This is a genomic window from Pseudomonas sp. 22526, assembly GCF_052044735.1.
GTDB classification, from domain to species: Bacteria; Pseudomonadota; Gammaproteobacteria; order Pseudomonadales; family Pseudomonadaceae; genus Aquipseudomonas; species Aquipseudomonas piscium.
The window spans coordinates 81410-101748 of the sequence record NZ_JBQENK010000002.1 but is presented as its reverse complement, the minus strand read 5'-3'; the positions used below and the strand labels follow the sequence as shown (position 1 = coordinate 101748).

Genomic DNA, 20339 nt, shown 5'->3' with positions numbered 1-20339 from the left:
GAGGCTTGCCCGCGATAGCGGTCTATCTGACACACCGCATTTCGCGGGCAAGTCGGATCGCCGCCCGCTCGCTCCTACAGGATTGCGGCAGCCAGCTCGCGCATCCGCTGCAATACCGCATTCAGCCCATTGCTGCGCGACGGCGACAGCTGGCGCGACAGGCCCAGCTGATTGAACCAGTCCGGCAAATCCACCCGTTGCAGCTCTTCGGCGGACAAACCGTTGACCCGCGCCAGCAGCAGGGCCACCAGGCCGCGGATCAGGCGCGCATCGCTGCTGGCGACGAATTGCCAGTGGCCGTCCTGCAAAGTAGCTACCAACCAGACCTGGCTTTCACAGCCATGCACCCGATTGGCTTCGACCTTGTCGGCCTCGGCCAGCGGCGCCAGGCGCTCGCCCCATTGCATCAGCAAGCGTGCGCGCTGTTCCCAGCCGGGAACGCCCTGGAAACTGTCGAGGGCAGCCAGGGCTTCGGCGGGCAGGCTCATCGCAACAGCTCCAGGGCTTGATCGAGGGCCTCGAAGAAGCGCTCCAGGTCCTCGGAGTCGTTGTACAGCGCCAGGGACACGCGGATCGCCCCGGCCAGGCCGAAGCTTTTCAGCAGCGGCATGGCGCAGTGATGCCCGGCGCGCACGGCTATGCCCTGTTCGGTCAGCAGGTGAGCCAGGTCGGCGTTGTGCACGCCATCGACCACGAAACTGACCAGCGCCAGCTGCGGCTTGCCCAGCAAACGCAGGCCTTTGCGGGCCAGCAGGCCGTGCAGCAGGTAGTCGTGCAGCGCGGCTTCATGGGCACTGACGGCGTCCTGATCCAGGCCGCTGAGGTAATCCAGGGTCGCGCCGAGGCCGATCACGCTGGCGATCGGCGGCGTACCGGCTTCGAAACCCAGCGGGGCGGGGCGGAAGCTGGCGTGCTGGTAGTCGGCCTGCTGGACCATCTCGCCGCCAAACTGCCAGTGACGCAGGCCTGGCAGCGCCTCGGTGCGCCCGTAGAGCACGCCGACGCCGTCCGGGCCGTAGAGCTTGTGGCTGGAGAACACATAGAAATCGCAGCCCAGCGCCTGCACATCGTGGCGGCCGTGGACCACGCCCTGGGCGCCATCGACCACGGTCAGGGCGTCGTGCGTCTTGGCCAGGGCCAGCAGCTGCGGTAGGGGCTGCCAGGCACCGAGCACGTTGGACAGCTGGCTGACGGCCAGCAGCCGAGTGCGCGGGCCGATCAGGCGGGCCGCGGCGTCGAGATCGATCAGGCCGTCGTCGTCCAGCGGCAGGACTACCAGGTTGAGCCCGCGACGGTGCGCCAGTTGCTGCCAGGGCAGCAGGTTGGCGTGATGCTCCAGGGCGCTGATGACGATTTCGTCGCCCGGGTTGAATTGGTGTTCCAGGCCATAGGCCAGGAGGTTCAGCGCGGAGGTCGCGCCGTGGGTAAAGATGATCTGCCCGCTGTCACCGGCATTCAGCCACTGCGCCACCTTGTGCCGGCTGTTCTCGAACGCCTGGGTGGCATGAGCGCCGGGCAGGTGCTGCGCGCGATGCACGTTGGCCGCGCCATTGGCGTAGTAGTGCGCCAGGGCGTCCAGCAGGGCTTGGGGTTTTTGCGTGGTGGCGGCGTTGTCCAGGTAGGTCTGGTCCTGCCGCTGCAGGGCGGTGATGGCCGGGAAGTCGGCACGCCAGGGGGAGGGTACAAGCATGGTGGTCAAGACTCGTATGAGCAGGCCGGGCGCTGATGATACGCGCCCGGCCTGTTCCGATGAAAGCGAGTCGCTGCTTAGTTGTGAGCGTGCAGCGCTGCGTTCAGCTCGATGGCCGATTTGTGGGTCTTGCACTCCACGGCACCGGTCTCCGAATTGCGGCGGAACAGCAGGTCCGGCTGGCCGGCCAGTTCGCGGGCCTTGAGCACCTTGACCAGCTGGTTGTTCTCGTCCAGCAGCGCCACCTTGGTCCCGGCGGTCACGTACAGGCCCGATTCCACGGTGTTGCGGTCGCCCAGCGGGATACCGATACCGGCGTTGGCGCCGATCAGGCAGCCTTCGCCGACCTTGATCACGATGTTGCCGCCGCCCGACAGGGTGCCCATGGTCGAGCAGCCGCCGCCCAGGTCGGAACCCTTGCCGACGAATACGCCCGCGGAAACCCGGCCTTCGATCATGCCCGGGCCTTCGGTGCCGGCGTTGAAGTTGACGAAGCCTTCGTGCATCACGGTGGTGCCTTCGCCGATGTAGGCGCCCAGGCGAATACGCGCGCTGTCAGCGATACGCACGCCGCTCGGCACCACGTAGTCGGTCATTTTCGGGAACTTGTCCACCGAGAACACTTCCAGCAGCTCGCCGCGCAGGCGGGCTTCCAGTTGACGCTCGGCCAGTTCGCCGAGGTCGACCGCGCCCTGGTTGGTCCAGGCCACGTTCGGCAGCAGCGGGAAGATCCCGGCCAGGTTCAGGCCGTGCGGCTTGACCAGGCGGTGGGACAGCAGGTGCAGCTTCAGGTAGGCCTCCGGGGTGGAGGTCAGCTGGGCGTCTTCGGCCAGCAGGGTGGCGACCAGCGGCTTGTGGCTCTCGGCCAGGCGGGTCAGCAGCGCGGCCTGGGTGGCGTCGATGCTTTTCAGCGCATCGGCCAGTTGCGAGGCCTGGGTGGTGGTGAAGGCGATGGCCTGGTTGCCTTCGCTGTAGCCCAGTACCGGGGCGATGGCGGCAAGGATTTCCGCGGATGGCTTGAGCAGGGGCGCGGCGTAGAAGACTTCCAGCCATGCGCCTTGACGGTTTTGAGTGCCGACACCAAAGGCCAGGCTGAACAGGGTAGTGGACATGCTGTTACCTCTTACAAAATTGAACGGGCAGGCGTTATTTGATTTCTGCCGCGTAGATATCGGGCTTGAAGCCAATCAGGGTTCGGTCGCCGAGATCGAGCACCGGGCGCTTGATCATCGAGGGTTGTGCGAGCATCAGTTCGATCGCTTTCGCCTGGTCGAGATCGGCTTTGCGTTCGTCGTCGAGTTTGCGAAAGGTCGTGCCCGCACGGTTCAGCACCACCTGCCAGCCGTGCTCGTTGCACCACTGGGTCAGGTGTTCACGGTCGATTCCGAGCGCTTTGTAGTCATGGAAGTCATAGCTGGCAGCGTGTTCATCGAGCCAGGTGCGCGCCTTTTTCATGGTGTCGCAGGCTTTGATGCCGAAAAGGTGCAACGTTTTGCTTGAAGCGGTCAAGGAATTGCCCCCTTTTGAGATGCTGGAGTTAAAGGTCACGGATTATGCCACGCCCGCGCCGGTTCGGCGTCGGCGAAGGCCCGGCTTTGTAGCTTTGTGTGACAGCAGCATGGACCGCTTGCGACTTTTGTGCAGCGGCGAGGCCCGAGCTTAAGCGGCTAATATGGCACTTCGACGGTAACCTGTTGCCTGAAGTCTGCTGCTGATCGATTGGGAAACCGCTTTATGCAAACCGCTTATACCGTCCTTATCCTGCTGATGCTGGTAAGCCTCTCGCGGCTGGTCGGACGGGTGATTCCGTTGCCGTTGCCACTGGTGCAGATCGCCGCCGGGGCCTTGCTGGCCTGGCCCACCCTGGGGCTGCACGTGGCCCTGGACCCTGAGTTGTTCCTATTCCTGTTCCTGCCGCCGCTGTTGTTCTCCGATGGCTGGCGCATGCCCAAGCGTGACCTGTGGCGCCTGCGCGGCCCGATCCTGACCCTGGCCGTGGGCCTGGTGCTGTTCACTGTGGTGGGTGCCGGTTATTTCATTCACTGGTTGCTGCCGACCATTCCCTTGCCGGTGGCCTTTGCCCTGGCGGCGGTATTGTCGCCGACCGACGCCGTGGCGGTTTCGGCGATTTCCCAGAACCGCCTGCCGACGCCCTTGATGCACATGCTCCAGGGCGAGGCGCTAATGAACGACGCTTCCGGCCTGGTGACCTTCAAGTTCGCCCTGGCGGCGGCCGTGACCGGGGTGTTTTCCCTGGCCAATGCCAGCCTGACCTTTGTCCTGGTGGCCGTGGGTGGCCTGGCGGTCGGCGTGGCCCTGAGCTGGCTGGTGGGGCGCCTGCGGGCCTGGATGATCGCCCGCGGCTGGGATGACCCGGCGACCCACGTGGTGTTCATGCTGTTGCTGCCGTTCGCCGCCTACGTGCTGGCCGAGCGCCTGGGAGCCTCGGGCATTCTCTCGGCGGTGGCGGCGGGGATGATGCAGAGCTGGCTCGATCTGTTGCCCCGGCAGACCAGCACCCGCTTGCTCAACCGCAGCGTCTGGTCGCTGCTGGAATTCGCCTTCAACGGCCTGATCTTTCTGCTGTTGGGCCTGCAACTGCCCGACATCATCAAGGCCGTGGTCAACCACGAAACCACCTTGTGGCCGACCCTGTTCTATCGCTGCCTGGATGTGGGGGCGATCTTCCTGGTGCTGCTGGTGCTGCGTTTCATCTGGGTGCAAAGCATCTGGCGCCTGTCCGGCCTGTTGCGCCGCTGGCGTGGCAAGGGTGAGCTGACGCTGGTGCCGACCGCGCGTTCCTGCTGGTTGCTGACGCTGGGCGGGGTGCGCGGGGCGGTGACCCTGGCGGGCGTCATGTCGGTGCCGCTGTTGCTGGGGGCGGGCGAGGCCTTCCCCGAGCGCGACTTGCTGATCTTCATTGCCGCCGGGGTGATCCTGTTGTCGCTGATCGCCGCCTGTATCGCCTTGCCGCTGTTGCTGCGGGGCATCCAGAAGAGCCCCGACGAGAAGCGCCATGCCGAAGTGCGCGACGCCTGGCGCAAAACCGCCGAGGCGGCGATTCATGCCCTGGAGGCTGAGGAAGTGGCCGATGCCGCCAACTCGCCGGATGCGGCCCAGGCGGCGCTGGCCACCGAGCTCAAGGGGCGGCTGATGTCGGAGTATCGCCATCAACTGGAGGTGTTCAACGATTCCGCCGAAGCCCAGGCGCTGGCGTTCCAGATGGACTTGCTGGAGCGCAAATTGCGTTTGAAGGCGCTGCGGGCGCAGCGGCTGGAGTTGTATAGGTTGAGCCGCCAGCACCAGATCGGCGACGACGTGTTGCGCGAGGTATTGGGCGAGCTGGACCTCAGCGAGGCCAATCTGGGGCAGGTGAAATAACCCCTGTTTTCTGTAGGAGCGAGGCTTGCCCGCGATGAAGGATAACGCGGTGTATCAAGTGTACGGCGTCGTCTTTATCGCGAGCAAGCTTCGCTCCTACAGGTCAGCGTGATTTATTTACGGCGTAGAACGAAATCCCGGATCCGCTCGGCCGCTTCCACGCATTCGGCCAAAGGCGCTACCAGGGCCATGCGCACTCGGCCGGCGCCCGGGTTGCTGCCGTCGACGTCGCGCGAAAGATAGGAGCCCGGCACCACGGTCACGTGCTCCTGTTCGAACAGGTCGCGGCAGAACGCCGTATCGTCGCCGGCCACGTTCGGCCACAGGTAGAAGCTGCCGTCCGGGCGCTGCACGTCGAGCACCGGCGCCAGAATCTCCAGCACCGCATCGAACTTCTCGCGATACAGCGCGCGGTTGGCGCGCACATGCACTTCGTCGTTCCAGGCGGCGATGCTGGCCAGCTGGGTCTGAACCGGCATGGCACAGCCATGGTAAGTGCGGTACAGCAGGAAGCCCTTGAGGATGTCCGCGTCGCCCGCGACGAAACCGGAGCGCAGGCCCGGCAGGTTGGAGCGCTTGGACAGACTGTGGAACACCACGCAACGCTTGAAGTCCTGGCGCCCCAGCTCGGCGCAGGCAGTGAGCAGGCCGGGGGGCGGGGTCTGCTCGTCGAAGTACAGCTCGCTGTAGCACTCGTCGGCGGCGATCACGAAGTCGTACTGGTCGGCCAGGGCGATGAGTTTCTTCAGGGTGTCGATCGGGATCAGCGCGCCGGTCGGGTTGCCCGGCGAGCACAGGAACAGGATCTGGCAACGCTGCCAGATTTCGGCCGGCACTGCGTCGAAGTCCGGGTTGAAGCCGTTTTCATCCAGGCATGGCAGGTAGTGCGGCTTGGCTCCGGCGAGGAAGGCTGCGCCTTCGTAGATCTGATAGAAGGGGTTCGGGCTGACCACCAGCGCGTCGTCGCCACGGTTGACCACGGTCTGGGTGAAGGCGAACAGCGCCTCGCGGGTGCCGTTGACCGGCAGCACGTTGCGCGCCGGGTCGATCCAGCCATTGGGTACGCCAAAACGCCGCTCGCACCAGCTGGCGATAGCCTCACGCAGGGCCGGAAGGCCCAGGGTCGTCGGATACACCGCCATCTGGTCGAGGTTGTTGGCCAGGGCTTCGGCGACAAAGCTCGGCGAGCGGTGCTTGGGCTCGCCGATGGACAGCGCGATAGGGCGCTTGGCCGGGTTGGGCTGGACGCCGCCGAGCAGGGCGCGGAGTTTCTCGAACGGGTAGGGCTGCAGCTGGTTCAGAGCGTTGTTCATCGGTGCGGTGTCTCACTCAAAGCGGGTCGTGGCGCGTGGTCAGATGCTCAGGCGCGTCAAGGCGGTAGGCGGTTCGTGGCTGACGCTCAGCTGTTCGACGATGGCGTCCTGCAGTCGGCTGCACAGCTGGGGATCGGACAGTTGCTGGTTGTTCGCATCGGTAATGAAGAACACGTCTTCCACGCGCTCGCCCAGGGTGGCGATCTTGGCGTTTTGCAGCGACAGGTCGAACTCCAGGAAGATCTTGCCGATGCGCGCCAGCAGGCCGGGGCGATCGGGAGCGCTCAGTTCGAGCACGGTGACCGGGCGCTGGGCGTCGTTGTGGATAGTCACTTGCGGCGGGAAGGCGAAGTGCTTGAGCTGACGCGGTACCCGACGCTGGATGATGGTCGGGTAATCGTCAGGGTTGCGCAGGGCCTCGGTAAGGCCGTCGCGGATCTGTTTGACGCGTTGCGGGTTGTTGCCGATCGAGCCGCCGTCGTTGTCGAGCACGATATAGGTGTCGAGGGTGAACTGGCTGCTCGAGGTGATGATCCGGGCGTCGTGGATGTTCAGGTTCAACTGGTCCATCGCGGCCACGGTCACGGCGAAGAAGTCGTGCTGGTCCGGGGCGTAGATGAAGATCTGGGTGCCGCCCTCGAATTCGCGCTGGGTGGTTTCCTTGATCAGCACCAGCGGGCCGCCGTCGGCCGGCTGCTGGAGGATCGCGTCGCTGTGCCAGGCCACGTCGCCGGCGGTATGGCGCAGGAAGTAGTCGTCACCCAGTTGCGCCCAGAGCTGCTCGACGTCGTCCGGATCGGTGCCGGCGCGCACCAGGATGTCCAGGGCCGCGCTTTGCGTCTGGCGGATCTGCTCTTCGCGGTCCACCGGGTTTTCCAGGCCGCGGCGCAGGGCGCGCTTGGTCTCGGTGTAGAGCTGGCGCAACAAGCTGGCGCGCCAGGAGTTCCACAGCGTCGGGTTGGTCGCGTTGATGTCGGAAACCGTCAGCACGTAGAGATAGTCCAGGCGGGTCTGGTCGACCACGACCTGGGCGAAGTCATGGATGACCTGCGGGTCGGACAGGTCCTTGCGCTGGGCGGTGGTCGACATCACCAGGTGGTTCTGCACCAGCCAGACGATCAGGCGGGTGTCCCACAGCGGCAACTGGTGGCGGATGCAGAAGGCTTCCGCGTCCACGGCGCCGATTTCCGAGTGGTCGCCGTGCCGGCCCTTGCCGATGTCGTGGTAGAGCCCGGCCAGGTAGATCAGCTCGGGCTTGGGCAGCTTGGCCATGAGCTTGCTGGCCAGTGGGAATTTCTCCGAAACCTGGGTGTACTGCAGTTTGCGCAGGTGCTTGATCAGGTTCAGGGTGTGGGCGTCGACCGTATAGATGTGGAACAGGTCGTGCTGCATCTGTCCGACGATATGGCCGAACTCCGGCAGGTAACGCCCGAGAATGCCGTAACGATTCATCCGCCGCAGGTTGCGGTGAATGCCGATCTCGCACTTGAACAGCTCGATGAACAGGCTGGTATTGCGGATGTCATGGCGGAAATCGTCGTCGATCAGGTGGCGATTTTCGCGCAACAGGCGAATGGTATCGGCGCGTACGCCCTTGATCTCCGGGTGCTGGGCCATGAGCACGAAGATTTCCAGCATGGCGAACGGCGTGCGGTGGAACACCTTGGCGTTGATCGCCTCGATGTAGCCGTCGTGCAGTTGGAAACGCGAGTTGATCGGCTGCGGCGGCGCTTCGTCTTCCGGGGCGAGGATGACTTCTTCGAAGTGCTGGATGATCAGGTCGCTGAGCTGGGCAATGCTCATCACCACCCGGTAGTACTGCTGCATGAAGCTTTCGATGGCCTGCTTGGCATCGTTGCCCTCGAACCCCAGTAACTTGGCGATCGAGCGCTGGTGATCGAACAGCAGGCGGTCTTCGGCACGCCCGGCAAGCATGTGCAGGGCATAGCGGACCTTCCACAGGAACTCCTGGGACGAGGCCAGCAGCGCGTTCTCGCTTTCCACCAGGAAGCCTTCGCCGGCCAGGGCCCGCAGGTTCAGCGTGCCGTACTCGCGACGGGCGACCCAGAGAATGGTCTGGATATCCCGCAGGCCGCCGGGCGAGCCTTTGACGTTGGGTTCCAGGTTGTATTCGGTGTCGTTGTACTTGTGGTGCCGGGCCTTCTGTTCGGCGCGCTTGGCCAGGAAGAAGTCCTTGCTCGGCCACATGTGCGCGGTGCTGGTGACGTCGAGCATGCGCTGGCGCAGGCGTTCGGGGCCGCAGATGGTGCGGCTTTCCATCAGGTTGGTAACCACCGTCAGGTCGGCGCGGGCCTCTTCGGCGCATTCCTCCACCGAGCGCACGCTTTGCCCGACCTCCAGGCCGATGTCCCAGAGCAGGGTCAGGAAGCGTTCGATGGAGTCGCGGAAAATCTCGTGGTCGGCGCTGTCCAGCAGGATCAGCAGGTCGATGTCCGAGTAGGGGTGCAGCTCGCCGCGACCGTAGCCACCGACCGCCACCAGGGCGATGTCGGCGTCTTCGCTCCAGTCGAACTGGTCCCAGGCCTTTTGCAGGATGTTATCGACGAACCAGGCGCGGTCCTCGATGAGCCGGCGGATATCCCGTCCGCTGCGAAAGCGCTCGTCGAGCACTTCACGTGCCTGACGAATGGCTTTCTTGAAGGCAGCGATAGGGCTTGCCTTCAGGGCCAGTTCCGCCTGGAACTGGCCGCGGTCGAACAATTCGGGATCCACCTGCGGCATCGATTGGCTTTCCTTTCTATCTATAGCTAAGGGCGCAGCTGCGTGGATCAGGCCGAGACGCGCGGGATGGTGTCATCGCTGCGCAGGGTGAAGATCTCGTAGCCGGTCTCGGTCACCAGCAGGGTGTGTTCCCACTGTGCGGAGAGCTTGCGGTCCTTGGTGATCGCGGTCCAGCCGTCGCCCAGCACCTTGGTGTCGGCCTTGCCCTGGTTGATCATCGGCTCGATGGTGAAGGTCATGCCGGCTTTCAGTTCCATGCCGGTGCCGGCGCGGCCGTAGTGCAGGATCTGCGGCTCTTCGTGGAACACCTTGCCAATACCGTGGCCGCAGAACTCGCGAACCACCGAGAAGCCATTCTTTTCAGCGTGCTTCTGGATGACTTCGCCGATATCGCCCAGGCGGCAGCCCGGCTTGACCAGTTCGATGGCCTTGTACATGCATTCCTGGGTGATCTGCGACAGGCGCTCGGCCCAGACCGGCACGGTGCCGACGTGGAACATGCGGCTGGTATCGCCGTGGTAGCCGTCCTTGATGACGGTGACATCGATGTTCAGGGTGTCGCCATCCTTCAGCGGCTTCTCGTTCGGGATGCCGTGGCACACCACGTGGTTGATCGAGGTGCAGATGGACTTGGGAAAACCCTTGTAATTCAATGGCGCGGGAATCGCCTGCTGCACATTGACGATGTAGTCGTGGCAGATGCGGTCCAGTTCTTCGGTGGTCACACCGGGTTTGACATGCTCGGCAATCATTTCCAGCACTTCGGCGGCCAGTTTGCCGGCGACACGCATTTTTGCGATGTCCTCGGGAGTTTTGAGGGTGACGGTCATACAGGCTCTCTTGACGCTCAGTGGCGCGGATAAACACGGAATGGCTTGAAAACGGTATACCGAAGGCTGAACCCGCTGTGGGGTCGCCGCGCTTTCAAAAGCCTCAAAGGTGCGATTCTAACAGAGCCCCGGGGCAAATCTGAGGCTCTGTGCGTCGCTTCTTTCTATAACAGTGGAGCATTCTGGCCCGATTCCAAGGGGGGAGCAAAAAAGTGCTGCGGGGGAAATGAGAATCCGGGTTCCGTTTTTAGCCTTCTTGTGGTATAAAATGCGCCGCTTTCCGGGGATGCTCCGAAAAGCCTAAACCCACACACGTGTCGACACGATGACCTGGGTGCCCTCAGCACAAGCTGTTGGTTGGTCATTGGGATACGTGGAGGCCTAACCCGACTTATTAAGGAACTATCATGTCCCAAGTCAACATGCGCGATATGCTGAAGGCCGGTGTGCACTTCGGTCACCAAACCCGTTACTGGAATCCGAAAATGGGCAAGTACATTTTCGGCGCGCGTAACAAGATTCACATCATCAACCTTGAAAAAACCCTGCCAATGTTCAACGAAGCTCTGACTTTCGTAGAGCGTCTGGCCCAGGGCAAAAACAAGATTCTGTTCGTCGGCACCAAGCGTTCCGCTGGCAAGATCGTTGCTGAAGAAGCAGCACGTTGCGGTTCGCCGTACGTCGATCACCGCTGGTTGGGCGGCATGCTGACCAACTACAAAACCATCCGTGCTTCCATCAAGCGTCTGCGTGACCTGGAAGTTCAGTCGGAAGACGGCACCTTCGCCAAGCTGACCAAGAAAGAGGCGCTGATGCGCACTCGCGATCTGGAAAAGCTGGATCGTAGCCTGGGTGGTATCAAGGACATGGGCGGTCTGCCTGACGCACTGTTCGTGATCGACGTTGACCACGAGCGCATCGCGATCACCGAAGCCAACAAGCTGGGTATCCCGGTCATCGGCGTTGTCGATACCAACAGCAGCCCGGAAGGCGTTGACTACATCATCCCAGGCAACGATGACGCCATTCGCGCCATCCAGCTGTACATGGGTTCGATGGCTGACGCCGTGATCCGTGGCCGCAACAACGTTGCTGGCGGCACCGAAGTATTCGCTGAAGACGCTCCAGCGCCGGCAGCTGAAGCCTGAGTAACTGACGCTTAGCGTTTACTCAGTACGCAAAAAGGGGGCTAGGCCCCCTTTTTGCCACCTCGAAAATCATTTACCGATGGCGCCCCTGCAGTTCTTGTCATGTGTGGCGGCTATCAAGGGTTTTCGAGAGCGCAGCTCAAGAATTGATCGCCCGTTGAGTCGGGTGGAATGGTTGAAAACCTATCCAAGAGGAATTTGAAAATGGCAGAGATTACTGCAGCGTTGGTTAAAGAACTGCGCGAGCGTACCGGCGAAGGCATGATGGACTGCAAGAAAGCCTTGACCAAGGCTGGCGGCGACATCGAGAAAGCCATTGATGACATGCGTGCTTCGGGCGCCATCAAGGCTGCCAAGAAAGCAGGCAACATCGCTGCTGAAGGCGCCATCGCCATCAAGGACGACGGTAAAGCCGCCGTTCTGCTGGAAGTCAACTCGCAGACCGACTTCCTGGCTCTGCAGGACGATTTCAAGGCATTCGTTGCTGCCAGCGTAGAAAAAGCTTTCGCTGACAAGCTGACCGACGCCGCTCCGCTGATCGAAGCTCGTGAAGCTGATCGTCTGGTTCTGGTTGGCAAGACTGGCGAGAACGTCAACATCCGTCGTCTGGCTCGCGTTGAAGGTGACGTGGTCGGTACTTACCTGCACGGTAACAAGATCGGTGTTGCGGTTGTCCTGAAAGGCGGTTCCGTAGAACTGGCCAAGGACATCGCCATGCACGTGGCTGCAAGCAACCCTGAGTTCCTGCTGCCATCGCAAGTTTCCGCCGAAGCCATCGAGCGCGAGAAGGCTGTGTTCCTGCAGCTGAACGAAGACAAGATGAAAGGCAAGCCAGCCGAAATCGTTGAAAAAATGATCGCTGGCCGTATCAGCAAGTTCCTGGCCGAAGCCAGCCTGGTTGAGCAAGCTTTCGTCAAGGATCCAGAAGTCACCGTAGGTGCCCTGGCCAAGAAAGGCGGCGCTGAAATCGTTTCGTTCACCCGCTTCGCGGTAGGTGAAGGCATCGAGAAGAAAGAAGACAACTTCGCTGAAGAAGTTGCCGCACAACTGGCTGCTGCCAAGCAACAGTAAGACGGTTTTTCAACTGTCGCCCGAAAGAGGCTGCCCGCTCACGCGCGCAGCCTCTTTTCAAATGCGGTAACCAATTTAATTGGTTGCCTTCGGAACCGGTTTACAAAGTCGTGTTCTGATGGCGCTGTGACAGCGTCAAGCTAGAGTGAACGCAGGCTGCAAACAGCTTGCAGAGAATTTTTAAAATACGCCGCAGGAGAGATTCGCAATGGCTCAGCAGGGCAGTGGTTATCAAGCTCGCTATAAACGCATTCTACTCAAGCTTAGCGGCGAGGCCCTGATGGGCTCGGAAGAGTTCGGGATCGACCCTAAGGTGCTGGATCGCATGGCGCTGGAAGTCGGCCAGCTGGTTGGCATCGGTGTTCAGGTCGGTCTGGTCATCGGCGGTGGCAACCTGTTCCGCGGCGCGGCGCTCAGCGCGGCCGGCATGGATCGGGTGACAGGCGACCACATGGGCATGCTGGCCACTGTGATGAACGGCCTGGCCATGCGTGACGCGCTGGAACGTGCGAATATCTCGGCTATCGTCATGTCGGCCATTTCCATGGTGGGTGTGACCGATCACTATGACCGTCGCAAGGCGATGCGTCATCTGAACTCCAAGGAAGTGGTGATCTTCGCTGCCGGTACCGGCAACCCGTTCTTCACCACCGACTCCGCAGCATGCTTGCGGGCGATCGAGATCGATGCCGACGTAGTGCTCAAGGCAACCAAGGTTGACGGTGTGTACACCGCAGACCCATTCAAAGACCCGCATGCCGAGAAGTTCGATCATCTGACCTACGATGAAGTGCTGGATCGCAAGCTGGGTGTCATGGATCTGACAGCGATCTGCCTGTGCCGCGACCATAAGATGCCGTTGCGCGTATTCAATATGAACAAGCCCGGCGCCCTGCTGAACATCGTGCATGGCGGCGCTGAAGGAACCCTGATCGAGGAAGGCGAACAATGATCAACGAAATCAAGAAAGACGCTCAAGAGCGCATGAAGAAATCCCTGGAGTCGCTGGTTCATGCGTTCGGCCAGATCCGTACCGGCAAGGCGCACCCAAGCATCCTGGGCAGCGTGATGGTGCCTTACTACGGCTCCGACACTCCGTTGAGCGGTGTCGCCAACGTTACTGTAAAAGACTCCCAGACCCTGCAAGTCGTGCCGTTCGAGCGCAACATGCTGGCGGCAATCGACAAGGCCATTGGCAGTGCCGGCTTGAACCTCAATCCGACCAACCTGGGCGAGCTGCTGCTGATCAAAATGGCGCCGCTGACCGAGGAGACCCGCAAAGGCTTCACCAAGCAGGCGCGTGCGGCTGCTGAAGATGCCCGCGTTGCGGTGCGCAATATTCGTCGCGATGCTTTGGGTGATCTGAAGAAGCTGTCCAAGGATAAGGAAATCAGTGAAGACGAAGAGCGTCGTGCCGGCGCCGAGATCGAAAAGCTGATCAAAGAGTTCGAGGCTCAGATTGCCAAGGCAACTGAAGAAAAAGAAAAGGACCTGATGGCCGTATAAGGGTCAGGACGTTTTCATGGACAAGACCAAGCAGCCTGTACCGTCTTCGGTGCCGCGCCATGTCGCGATCATCATGGATGGCAACAATCGCTGGGCAAAAAAACGCTTTATGCCGGGTGTCGCCGGGCATAAAGCGGGTGTCGATGCTGTTCGTGCGGTGATCGAGGTATGCGCCGAGGCCAAGGTCGAGGTGCTGACGCTGTTCGCCTTCTCCAGTGAAAACTGGCAGCGGCCGGCCGATGAAGTCAGTGCCTTGATGGATCTGTTCTTCAAGGCGTTGCGCCGTGAGGCCAAGCGCCTCAACGAAAACAACATCAGCCTGCGCATCATCGGCGATCGCTCGCGCTTCCATCCCGAGTTGCAGGCGGCGATGCGCGAGGCGGAAGCGATGACCGCGGGTAGCGACCGCTTCATTCTGCAGATCGCCGCCAACTATGGCGGTCAGTGGGATATCGCCCAGGCCGCTCAGCGCCTGGCGCGGGAAGTTCAGGCAGGGCACCTGCGTCCTGACGACATTACCCCCGAGTTGTTGCAAACCTGCCTGGCGACTGGCGACCTGCCGTTGCCGGACCTGTGCATCCGTACGGGTGGCGAGCACCGCATCAGCAATTTCCTGCTCTGGCAGCTGGCTTACGCCGAGCTGTACTTCTCCGACCTGTTCTGGCCGGACTTCAAACACGATGCCATGCGCGCTGCGCTGGCCGATTACGCTTCTCGCCAGCGCCGCTTCGGTAAAACGAGCGAGCAGGTCGAGGCTGGAGCCCGGGTTTAATGCTCAAACAACGAATCATCACTGCGCTGATCCTGCTGCCGATCGCCTTGTGCGGTTTTTTCCTGCTCGAAGGTTCCGCCTTCGCCCTGTTTATCGGGCTGGTGGTGACCCTCGGGGCTTGGGAGTGGGCGCGCCTGGCGGGTTTCGAGGCTCAGCCGACCCGTATTGCCTATGCAGTAGTGGTCGCTGCGCTGTTGTTCCTGATGCAGCTGTTGCCGGGGATCGCGCCTTGGGTACTCGGTGCGGCGGTACTCTGGTGGGGGCTGGCGACTTTCCTGGTGCTCACCTATCCGCGTACCAGCGAGCATTGGGCCGGCGCTGCGGCCAAGCTGGTGATCGGTCTGCTGATTCTGCTGCCGGCCTGGCAAGGCCTGGTCTTTATCAAGCAGCAGCCTTTGGGCAACTGGTTGATCATGGCGGTGATGGTGCTGGTCTGGGGCGCCGATATCGGTGCTTACTTCTCCGGCAAGGCATTTGGCAAGCGTAAGCTGGCGCCTCAGGTCAGCCCGGGCAAGAGCTGGGAAGGGGTGTACGGCGGGCTGCTGCTGAGCTTGGTGATCGCTGCGGTGGTTGGTCTGGTTGCAGGCTGGTCCGTCGGGCAGATCATCCTTGGCTTGCTCGGAGCGGCTGTCGTGGTGTTCATCTCGGTGGTCGGCGACCTGACCGAAAGCATGTTCAAGCGCCAGGCCGGGATCAAGGACAGCAGTAACCTGCTGCCGGGTCATGGTGGCGTGCTCGACCGTATCGACAGCCTGACCGCGGCCATTCCGGTATTCGCGGTGCTGTTGTGGATGGCTGCATTGTGAGTCGCCCACAGCAGATTACGGTTCTCGGGGCCACCGGCTCTATCGGCCTCAGCACCCTGGACGTCATCGCTCGTCATCCCGAGCGTTATCAGGTCTTTGCCCTGAGCGGCTTCAGTCGCCTGGCTGAGTTGCTGGCGCTCTGTATCCGTCACGCCCCGCGTTTTGCCGTCGTCCCGCATATCGCTGCCGCGCGCAGCCTGCAGGAAGACTTGCGCAATGCCGGCTCGCGCACCCGTGTACTGGTGGGCGAGGAGGGCTTGTGTGAAGTGGCGTCCGACCCTGAAGTCGACGCGGTCATGGCAGCTATCGTCGGTGCCGCGGGCTTGCGTCCGACCCTGGCTGCCGTCGAGGCCGGCAAGAAAATCCTTCTGGCTAATAAAGAAGCACTGGTCATGTCCGGTGCTCTGTTCATGCAGGCGGTGGGCAAGAGCGGTTCGGTGCTGCTGCCCATCGACAGTGAGCACAACGCCATCTTCCAGTGCATGCCCACAGACTTTTCCCGCGGGTTGAGCAGTGTAGGTGTGCGACGCATTTTGCTGACCGCCTCCGGCGGTCCGTTCCGGCAAACTCCGCTGGCTGAGCTGGAGCAGGTAACGCCCGAGCAGGCGTGTGCCCACCCCAACTGGTCCATGGGGCGCAAGATTTCCGTCGATTCGGCCAGCATGATGAATAAAGGCCTCGAGTTGATCGAGGCGTGCTGGCTGTTCGATGCCAAGCCTGCCCAGGTCGAGGTGGTGATCCATCCGCAAAGCGTGATTCATTCGCTGGTCGACTATGTGGATGGCTCGGTGCTGGCCCAGTTGGGCAACCCGGATATGCGCACGCCGATCGCCAATGCCCTGGCCTGGCCGGAGCGGATCGACTCCGGCGTGCCGCCGCTGGACCTGTTCGCCGTGGCGCGCCTGGATTTCCAGGCGCCTGATGAAGAGCGTTTCCCCTGCTTGCGCCTGGCGCGCCAGGCCGCCGAGGCTGGCAACAGCGCTCCGGCCATGCTGAATGCCGCCAACGAGGTGGCTGTTGCCGCGTTTCTCGAACGGCGCATCCGCTACCCCGAGATCGCGAGTATCATCGAGGAAGTATTAAGCCTTGAACCGGTTGTTGCAGTCGATGAGCTGAGCGCTGTGTTCGCGGCGGACGCCAAAGCCCGTGCCCTGGCTGAGCAGTGGCTGGGTCGCAACGGCCGGTAAGGTTGCGACAAGCCCGAGCGTATCGGTACTGGATAGGATTGCGGAGAAAGTAGATGAGCGCGCTCTATATGATTGTCGGCACCCTGATTGCCCTGGGTGTGCTGGTCACCTTCCATGAATTCGGTCACTTCTGGGTGGCGCGTCGTTGCGGCGTCAAGGTTCTGCGTTTCTCCGTGGGCTTCGGCATGCCGCTGCTGCGTTGGTATGACCGGCAAGGTACCGAGTTCGTGGTTGCCGCCATTCCGCTGGGCGGCTACGTGAAGATGCTCGACGAGCGCGAAGGCGAAGTACCCGTCGACCAGCTCGATCAGTCGTTCAATCGCAAGTCGGTGCGCCAGCGTATCGCCATCGTTGCTGCCGGTCCTGTCGCCAACTTCCTGCTGGCGCTGGTGTTCTTCTGGGGGCTGGCGATGCTCGGTACCGAGCAGGTGCGTCCGGTCATCGGCAGCGTCGAGTCTGGAAGCATTGCCGCCAAGGCGGGCCTGAGTTCCGGCCAGGAAATCGTTGCAATCGATGGCGAGCCCACGGTGGGGTGGTCGGCGGTCAACCTGCAGCTGATTCGGCGTCTGGGCGAAAGCGGTACCTTGCAGTTGCTGGTGCGCGAGCAGGGTTCGACCGCCGATTCGCCACGCGAGCTGGTGCTCGACAAGTGGCTCAAGGGTACCGATGAGCCTGATCCTATTCGTTCCCTGGGCATTCGCCCCTGGCGCCCGGCGCTCGCTCCCGTTCTGGCCGAGCTCGACCCGAAAGGCCCGGCCCAGGCGGCTGGCCTGAAAACCGGCGATCGCTTGCTGGCGCTGGATGGTCAGGCGCTGACCGATTGGCAGCAGGTCGTCGACTGGGTGCGTGTACGTCCTGATACCAAAATTGTGCTGCGCGTCGAGCGTGATGGTGCTCAAATCGACGTCCCGGTGACCCTGGCCGCGCGTGGTAAAGAGAAGGTTGCCAGTGGTTATCTGGGGGCTGGGGTGAAGGCGGTCGATTGGCCGCCGGAAATGCTTCGCGAGGTCAGTTATGGTCCGCTGGCCGCCATTGGCGAAGGTGCCCGGCGTACTTGGACCATGAGCGTGCTGACCCTCGATTCACTGAAGAAAATGTTGTTCGGCGAGCTCTCGGTAAAAAACTTGAGTGGACCGATAACCATTGCTAAAGTGGCGGGCGCTTCTGCCCAGTCGGGCGTTGCTGATTTCTTGAATTTCCTTGCTTATCTGAGTATTAGCCTAGGGGTTCTGAACTTGCTGCCCATTCCTGTACTGGATGGGGGGCATCTGTTGTTTTATCTGATCGAGTGGGCGCGTGGTCGTCCCTTGTCGGATCGGGTGCAAGGTTGGGGGATACAGATCGGTATCAGCTTGGTGGTCGGGGTGATGTTGCTTGCCCTGGTCAACGATCTGGGTCGTCTGTAACGCTTCGCTGAATTGCGAATCTGCCGCATTTTGCGGCAGTTTCTTTATTGCCAGTTGGAATAAGAAAGGACTTCATGAAACGTCTGCTGCTAACTGCGGTTCTCTCCGTATTGATGATCGCCGAAGTTCACGCCGAGTCCTTCACTATCTCCGATATCCGCGTCAATGGCCTCCAGCGGGTCTCCGCGGGTAGCGTCTTTGGTGCCTTGCCGTTGAACGTCGGTGAGCAGGCGGATGATCGTCGCCTGGTGGAATCCACTCGTGCGCTGTTCAAAACCGGCTTCTTTCAAGATATCCAGCTGGGCCGCGATGGCAATGTCCTGGTCATTACGGTAGTCGAGCGTCCATCCGTCGCCAGTATCGAAATCGAAGGCAACAAGGCGATTTCCACTGAAGACCTGATGAAAGGCCTCAAGCAATCCGGTCTCGCAGAAGGCGAAATCTTCCAGCGTGCGACCCTTGAAGGTGTTCGTAACGAACTGCAGCGCCAATATGTCGCTCAGGGCCGCTACTCGGCCACCGTCGATACCGAAGTGGTTCCGCAGCCGCGCAACCGTGTGGCGCTGAAGGTCAATATCAACGAAGGCACCGTAGCTGCCATCCAGCACATCAACGTCGTGGGCAATACCGTATTCCCGGACGAAGACCTGGTTGATCTGTTCGAACTGAAAACCACCAACTGGCTGTCCTTCTTCAAGAACGACGACAAGTATGCCCGTGAGAAACTCTCCGGTGACCTGGAGCGCCTGCGTTCCTACTACCTGGACCGTGGCTATATCAACATGGATATCGCTTCGACCCAGGTTTCCATCACCCCGGACAAGAAACACGTCTACATCACTGTGAACGTCAACGAAGGCGAGAAGTACAGCGTTCGTGACGTGAAGCTCAGCGGTGACTTGAAAGTGCCTGAAGACCAGGTCAAGTCGCTGCTGCTGGTCGAGAAGGGCCAGGTGTTCTCGCGTAAATTGATGACCACCACTTCCGAGCTGATCACCCGTCGCCTGGGCAACGAGGGTTATACCTTCGCCAACGTCAACGGCGTTCCGCAGCCTCATGACGAAGATCACACGGTCGATATCACTTTCGTGGTCGATCCCGGCAAGCGCGCCTACGTGAACCGCATCAACTTCCGCGGCAACACCAAGTCCGAGGACGAAGTGCTGCGTCGTGAAATGCGTCAGATGGAAGGTGGCTGGGCTTCGACCTACCTGATCGACCAGTCCAAGACCCGTCTTGAGCGTCTGGGCTTCTTCAAGGAAGTCAACGTCGAAACCCCGGCCGTGCCAGGTGTCGACGACCAGGTAGACGTCAACTACGCAGTAGAAGAGCAGGCTTCCGGTTCGATTACCGCCAGCGTCGGTTTCGCCCAGAGCGCCGGCCTGATCCTCGGTGGTTCGATCACCCAGAACAACTTCCTGGGTACCGGTAACAAGGTCAGCATCGGCCTGACCCGCAGCGAATACCAGAGCCGTTACAACTTCGGTTATGTCGACCCCTACTGGACTGCCGATGGCGTGAGCCTGGGTTACAACGCGTTCTATCGCACCACCGACTACGACGACCTCGATGTCGACGTGGCGAGCTATGCGGTAGACAGCCTGGGTGCCGGCGTCAGCGTTGGCTACCCGATCAGCGAGACTTCGCGTCTGACCTTCGGCCTGACCGCACAGCAAGACAAGATCAAGACCGGTCGTTATACCGTTGACGAAATCTTCGACTTCGTGAACCGCGAAGGCGACAACTACCTGAACTTCAAGGCTTCGGCCGGCTGGTCCGAGTCCACCCTGAACAAAGGTGTCCTGGCGACCCGTGGTCATTCCCAAAGCCTGGTGCTGGAAGCCACTACTCCGGGCAGCGACCTGTCGTTCTTCAAGCTCGACTACCGCGGTCAGCTGTTCCAGCCGCTGACCGACACCTACACCATGCGCCTGCACACCGAGCTGGGTTATGGCGACGGTTATGGTTCGACCGATGGCTTGCCGTTCTATGAAAACTACTATGCTGGTGGTTTCAACTCGGTTCGTGGTTTCAAGGACAGCACCCTGGGTCCTCGCAGTACTCCGAGCCGTGGTGTAGATCGGACTGGCAACGCCGGTACCTCGCTTGACCCGGACCAGGATGCCCTGCCATTCGGTGGCAACGTGCTGATCCAGGGTGGTGTCGAGGTGTTGTTCCCGATGCCGTTCGTCAAGGATCAGCGCTCGCTGCGGACTTCCGTGTTCTGGGATGTGGGTAACGTATTCGACTCCAAGTGCGAGAAGACCACCAACACCAACGGCACGTCGTCCAATACACAGTGTAACGACATCAGCCTGAGCAATCTGGCCAGTTCCGTGGGTGTCGGCGTGACATGGGTAACCGCTCTGGGCCCGCTGAGCTTTGCTCTGGCGATGCCGATCAAGAAACCTGACGACGCTGAAACCCAGGTGTTCCAATTCTCCCTCGGTCAGACTTTCTAAGAGCCTGACCCAAGATAACGACAAT

The 20339-nt window shown here is 61.4% G+C and carries 17 protein-coding genes; 10 read left to right on the top strand and 7 right to left on the bottom strand.

All coding sequences use genetic code 11. The features are described 5' to 3' along the window. Positions 1-74: 74 nt before the first annotated feature. The 4 genes from ACTJKT_RS02845 to ACTJKT_RS02830 all read right to left on the bottom strand — a co-directional run bounded on the left by ACTJKT_RS02845 (position 75) and on the right by ACTJKT_RS02830 (position 3145). Positions 75-488, bottom strand: a complete 414-nt coding sequence (locus tag ACTJKT_RS02845; RefSeq protein WP_440786118.1) for a SufE family protein — start codon at positions 486-488, stop codon at positions 75-77. Further along, complete coding sequence (locus ACTJKT_RS02840) at positions 485-1690, bottom strand: aminotransferase class V-fold PLP-dependent enzyme (protein WP_440786117.1); 1206 nt, start codon at positions 1688-1690, stop codon at positions 485-487. Before ACTJKT_RS02840 ends, ACTJKT_RS02845 begins: the two co-directional genes overlap by 4 nt. 77 nt (positions 1691-1767) lie before the next feature. Next, entirely contained in the window at positions 1768-2802 is a 1035-nt protein-coding gene (gene dapD, locus ACTJKT_RS02835; protein ID WP_440786116.1) for a 2,3,4,5-tetrahydropyridine-2,6-dicarboxylate N-succinyltransferase, read from the bottom strand. A 34-nt stretch (positions 2803-2836) separates the two neighbouring features. Beyond that, on the bottom strand, positions 2837-3145 hold the full coding sequence (locus tag ACTJKT_RS02830) for an arsenate reductase (protein WP_440786343.1): 309 nt from the start codon (positions 3143-3145) through the stop codon (positions 2837-2839). A 279-nt stretch (positions 3146-3424) separates the two neighbouring features. Between ACTJKT_RS02830 and ACTJKT_RS02825 the strand changes: the two genes are divergently transcribed. Continuing rightward, positions 3425-5071 (top strand): Na+/H+ antiporter, encoded by a 1647-nt coding sequence (locus tag ACTJKT_RS02825; protein WP_440786115.1) that lies wholly within the window; start codon positions 3425-3427, stop codon positions 5069-5071. Positions 5072-5184: 113 nt separating this feature from the next. Here ACTJKT_RS02825 and dapC read toward each other — a convergent pair whose 3' ends face one another. Genes dapC through map form a run of 3 tightly spaced genes read right to left on the bottom strand, consistent with a single transcriptional unit; the run spans position 5185 to position 9956 of the window. Beyond that, positions 5185-6384, bottom strand: a complete 1200-nt coding sequence (gene dapC, locus ACTJKT_RS02820) for a succinyldiaminopimelate transaminase (protein WP_440786114.1) — start codon at positions 6382-6384, stop codon at positions 5185-5187. Between the two features lie 39 nt (positions 6385-6423). Further along, positions 6424-9126 (bottom strand): [protein-PII] uridylyltransferase, encoded by a 2703-nt coding sequence (locus ACTJKT_RS02815; protein ID WP_097302068.1) that lies wholly within the window; start codon positions 9124-9126, stop codon positions 6424-6426. A gap of 47 nt (positions 9127-9173) precedes the next feature. Then, on the bottom strand, positions 9174-9956 hold the full coding sequence (map, locus tag ACTJKT_RS02810) for a type I methionyl aminopeptidase (protein WP_023969788.1): 783 nt from the start codon (positions 9954-9956) through the stop codon (positions 9174-9176). Between the two features lie 407 nt (positions 9957-10363). Between map and rpsB the strand changes: the two genes are divergently transcribed. From rpsB to bamA, 9 genes are all read left to right on the top strand, one after another. Beyond that, positions 10364-11104, top strand: coding sequence for a 30S ribosomal protein S2 (gene rpsB / locus ACTJKT_RS02805; protein ID WP_007924078.1), 741 nt, complete (start codon positions 10364-10366; stop codon positions 11102-11104). Between the two features lie 204 nt (positions 11105-11308). After that, positions 11309-12175, top strand: a complete 867-nt coding sequence (gene tsf, locus ACTJKT_RS02800; protein ID WP_097302071.1) for a translation elongation factor Ts — start codon at positions 11309-11311, stop codon at positions 12173-12175. A gap of 208 nt (positions 12176-12383) precedes the next feature. Then, positions 12384-13127, top strand: coding sequence for a UMP kinase (gene pyrH, locus ACTJKT_RS02795; protein WP_007924076.1), 744 nt, complete (start codon positions 12384-12386; stop codon positions 13125-13127). Further along, on the top strand, positions 13124-13681 hold the full coding sequence (gene frr / locus ACTJKT_RS02790) for a ribosome recycling factor (protein WP_025806624.1): 558 nt from the start codon (positions 13124-13126) through the stop codon (positions 13679-13681). Before pyrH ends, frr begins: the two co-directional genes overlap by 4 nt. A 16-nt stretch (positions 13682-13697) precedes the next feature. Next, entirely contained in the window at positions 13698-14453 is a 756-nt protein-coding gene (uppS, locus tag ACTJKT_RS02785; protein ID WP_025806625.1) for a polyprenyl diphosphate synthase, read from the top strand. Continuing rightward, complete coding sequence (locus ACTJKT_RS02780) at positions 14453-15259, top strand: phosphatidate cytidylyltransferase (RefSeq protein ID WP_124319338.1); 807 nt, start codon at positions 14453-14455, stop codon at positions 15257-15259. The genes uppS and ACTJKT_RS02780 overlap by 1 nt, the downstream gene beginning before the upstream one ends. Continuing rightward, positions 15256-16446, top strand: a complete 1191-nt coding sequence (gene ispC, locus ACTJKT_RS02775; RefSeq protein WP_440786113.1) for a 1-deoxy-D-xylulose-5-phosphate reductoisomerase — start codon at positions 15256-15258, stop codon at positions 16444-16446. Before ACTJKT_RS02780 ends, ispC begins: the two co-directional genes overlap by 4 nt. Positions 16447-16499: 53 nt before the next feature. Then, on the top strand, positions 16500-17852 hold the full coding sequence (gene rseP / locus ACTJKT_RS02770) for a sigma E protease regulator RseP (RefSeq protein WP_440786112.1): 1353 nt from the start codon (positions 16500-16502) through the stop codon (positions 17850-17852). A gap of 74 nt (positions 17853-17926) precedes the next feature. Then, complete coding sequence (gene bamA, locus ACTJKT_RS02765; protein WP_440786111.1) at positions 17927-20314, top strand: outer membrane protein assembly factor BamA; 2388 nt, start codon at positions 17927-17929, stop codon at positions 20312-20314. The last annotated feature ends 25 nt before the right edge of the window (positions 20315-20339 follow it).

Coding starts and splice junctions, on each gene's coding strand:
- ACTJKT_RS02845 (WP_440786118.1), bottom strand. CDS start 488: ATGAGCCTGCCCGCCGAAGCCCTGGCTGCCCTCGACAGTTTCCAGGGC.
- ACTJKT_RS02840 (WP_440786117.1), bottom strand. CDS start 1,690: ATGCTTGTACCCTCCCCCTGGCGTGCCGACTTCCCGGCCATCACCGCC.
- dapD (WP_440786116.1), bottom strand. CDS start 2,802: ATGTCCACTACCCTGTTCAGCCTGGCCTTTGGTGTCGGCACTCAAAAC.
- ACTJKT_RS02830 (WP_440786343.1), bottom strand. CDS start 3,145: ATGAAAAAGGCGCGCACCTGGCTCGATGAACACGCTGCCAGCTATGAC.
- ACTJKT_RS02825 (WP_440786115.1), top strand. CDS start 3,425: ATGCAAACCGCTTATACCGTCCTTATCCTGCTGATGCTGGTAAGCCTC.
- dapC (WP_440786114.1), bottom strand. CDS start 6,384: ATGAACAACGCTCTGAACCAGCTGCAGCCCTACCCGTTCGAGAAACTC.
- ACTJKT_RS02815 (WP_097302068.1), bottom strand. CDS start 9,126: ATGCCGCAGGTGGATCCCGAATTGTTCGACCGCGGCCAGTTCCAGGCG.
- map (WP_023969788.1), bottom strand. CDS start 9,956: ATGACCGTCACCCTCAAAACTCCCGAGGACATCGCAAAAATGCGTGTC.
- rpsB (WP_007924078.1), top strand. CDS start 10,364: ATGTCCCAAGTCAACATGCGCGATATGCTGAAGGCCGGTGTGCACTTC.
- tsf (WP_097302071.1), top strand. CDS start 11,309: ATGGCAGAGATTACTGCAGCGTTGGTTAAAGAACTGCGCGAGCGTACC.
- pyrH (WP_007924076.1), top strand. CDS start 12,384: ATGGCTCAGCAGGGCAGTGGTTATCAAGCTCGCTATAAACGCATTCTA.
- frr (WP_025806624.1), top strand. CDS start 13,124: ATGATCAACGAAATCAAGAAAGACGCTCAAGAGCGCATGAAGAAATCC.
- uppS (WP_025806625.1), top strand. CDS start 13,698: ATGGACAAGACCAAGCAGCCTGTACCGTCTTCGGTGCCGCGCCATGTC.
- ACTJKT_RS02780 (WP_124319338.1), top strand. CDS start 14,453: ATGCTCAAACAACGAATCATCACTGCGCTGATCCTGCTGCCGATCGCC.
- rseP (WP_440786112.1), top strand. CDS start 16,500: ATGAGCGCGCTCTATATGATTGTCGGCACCCTGATTGCCCTGGGTGTG.
- bamA (WP_440786111.1), top strand. CDS start 17,927: ATGAAACGTCTGCTGCTAACTGCGGTTCTCTCCGTATTGATGATCGCC.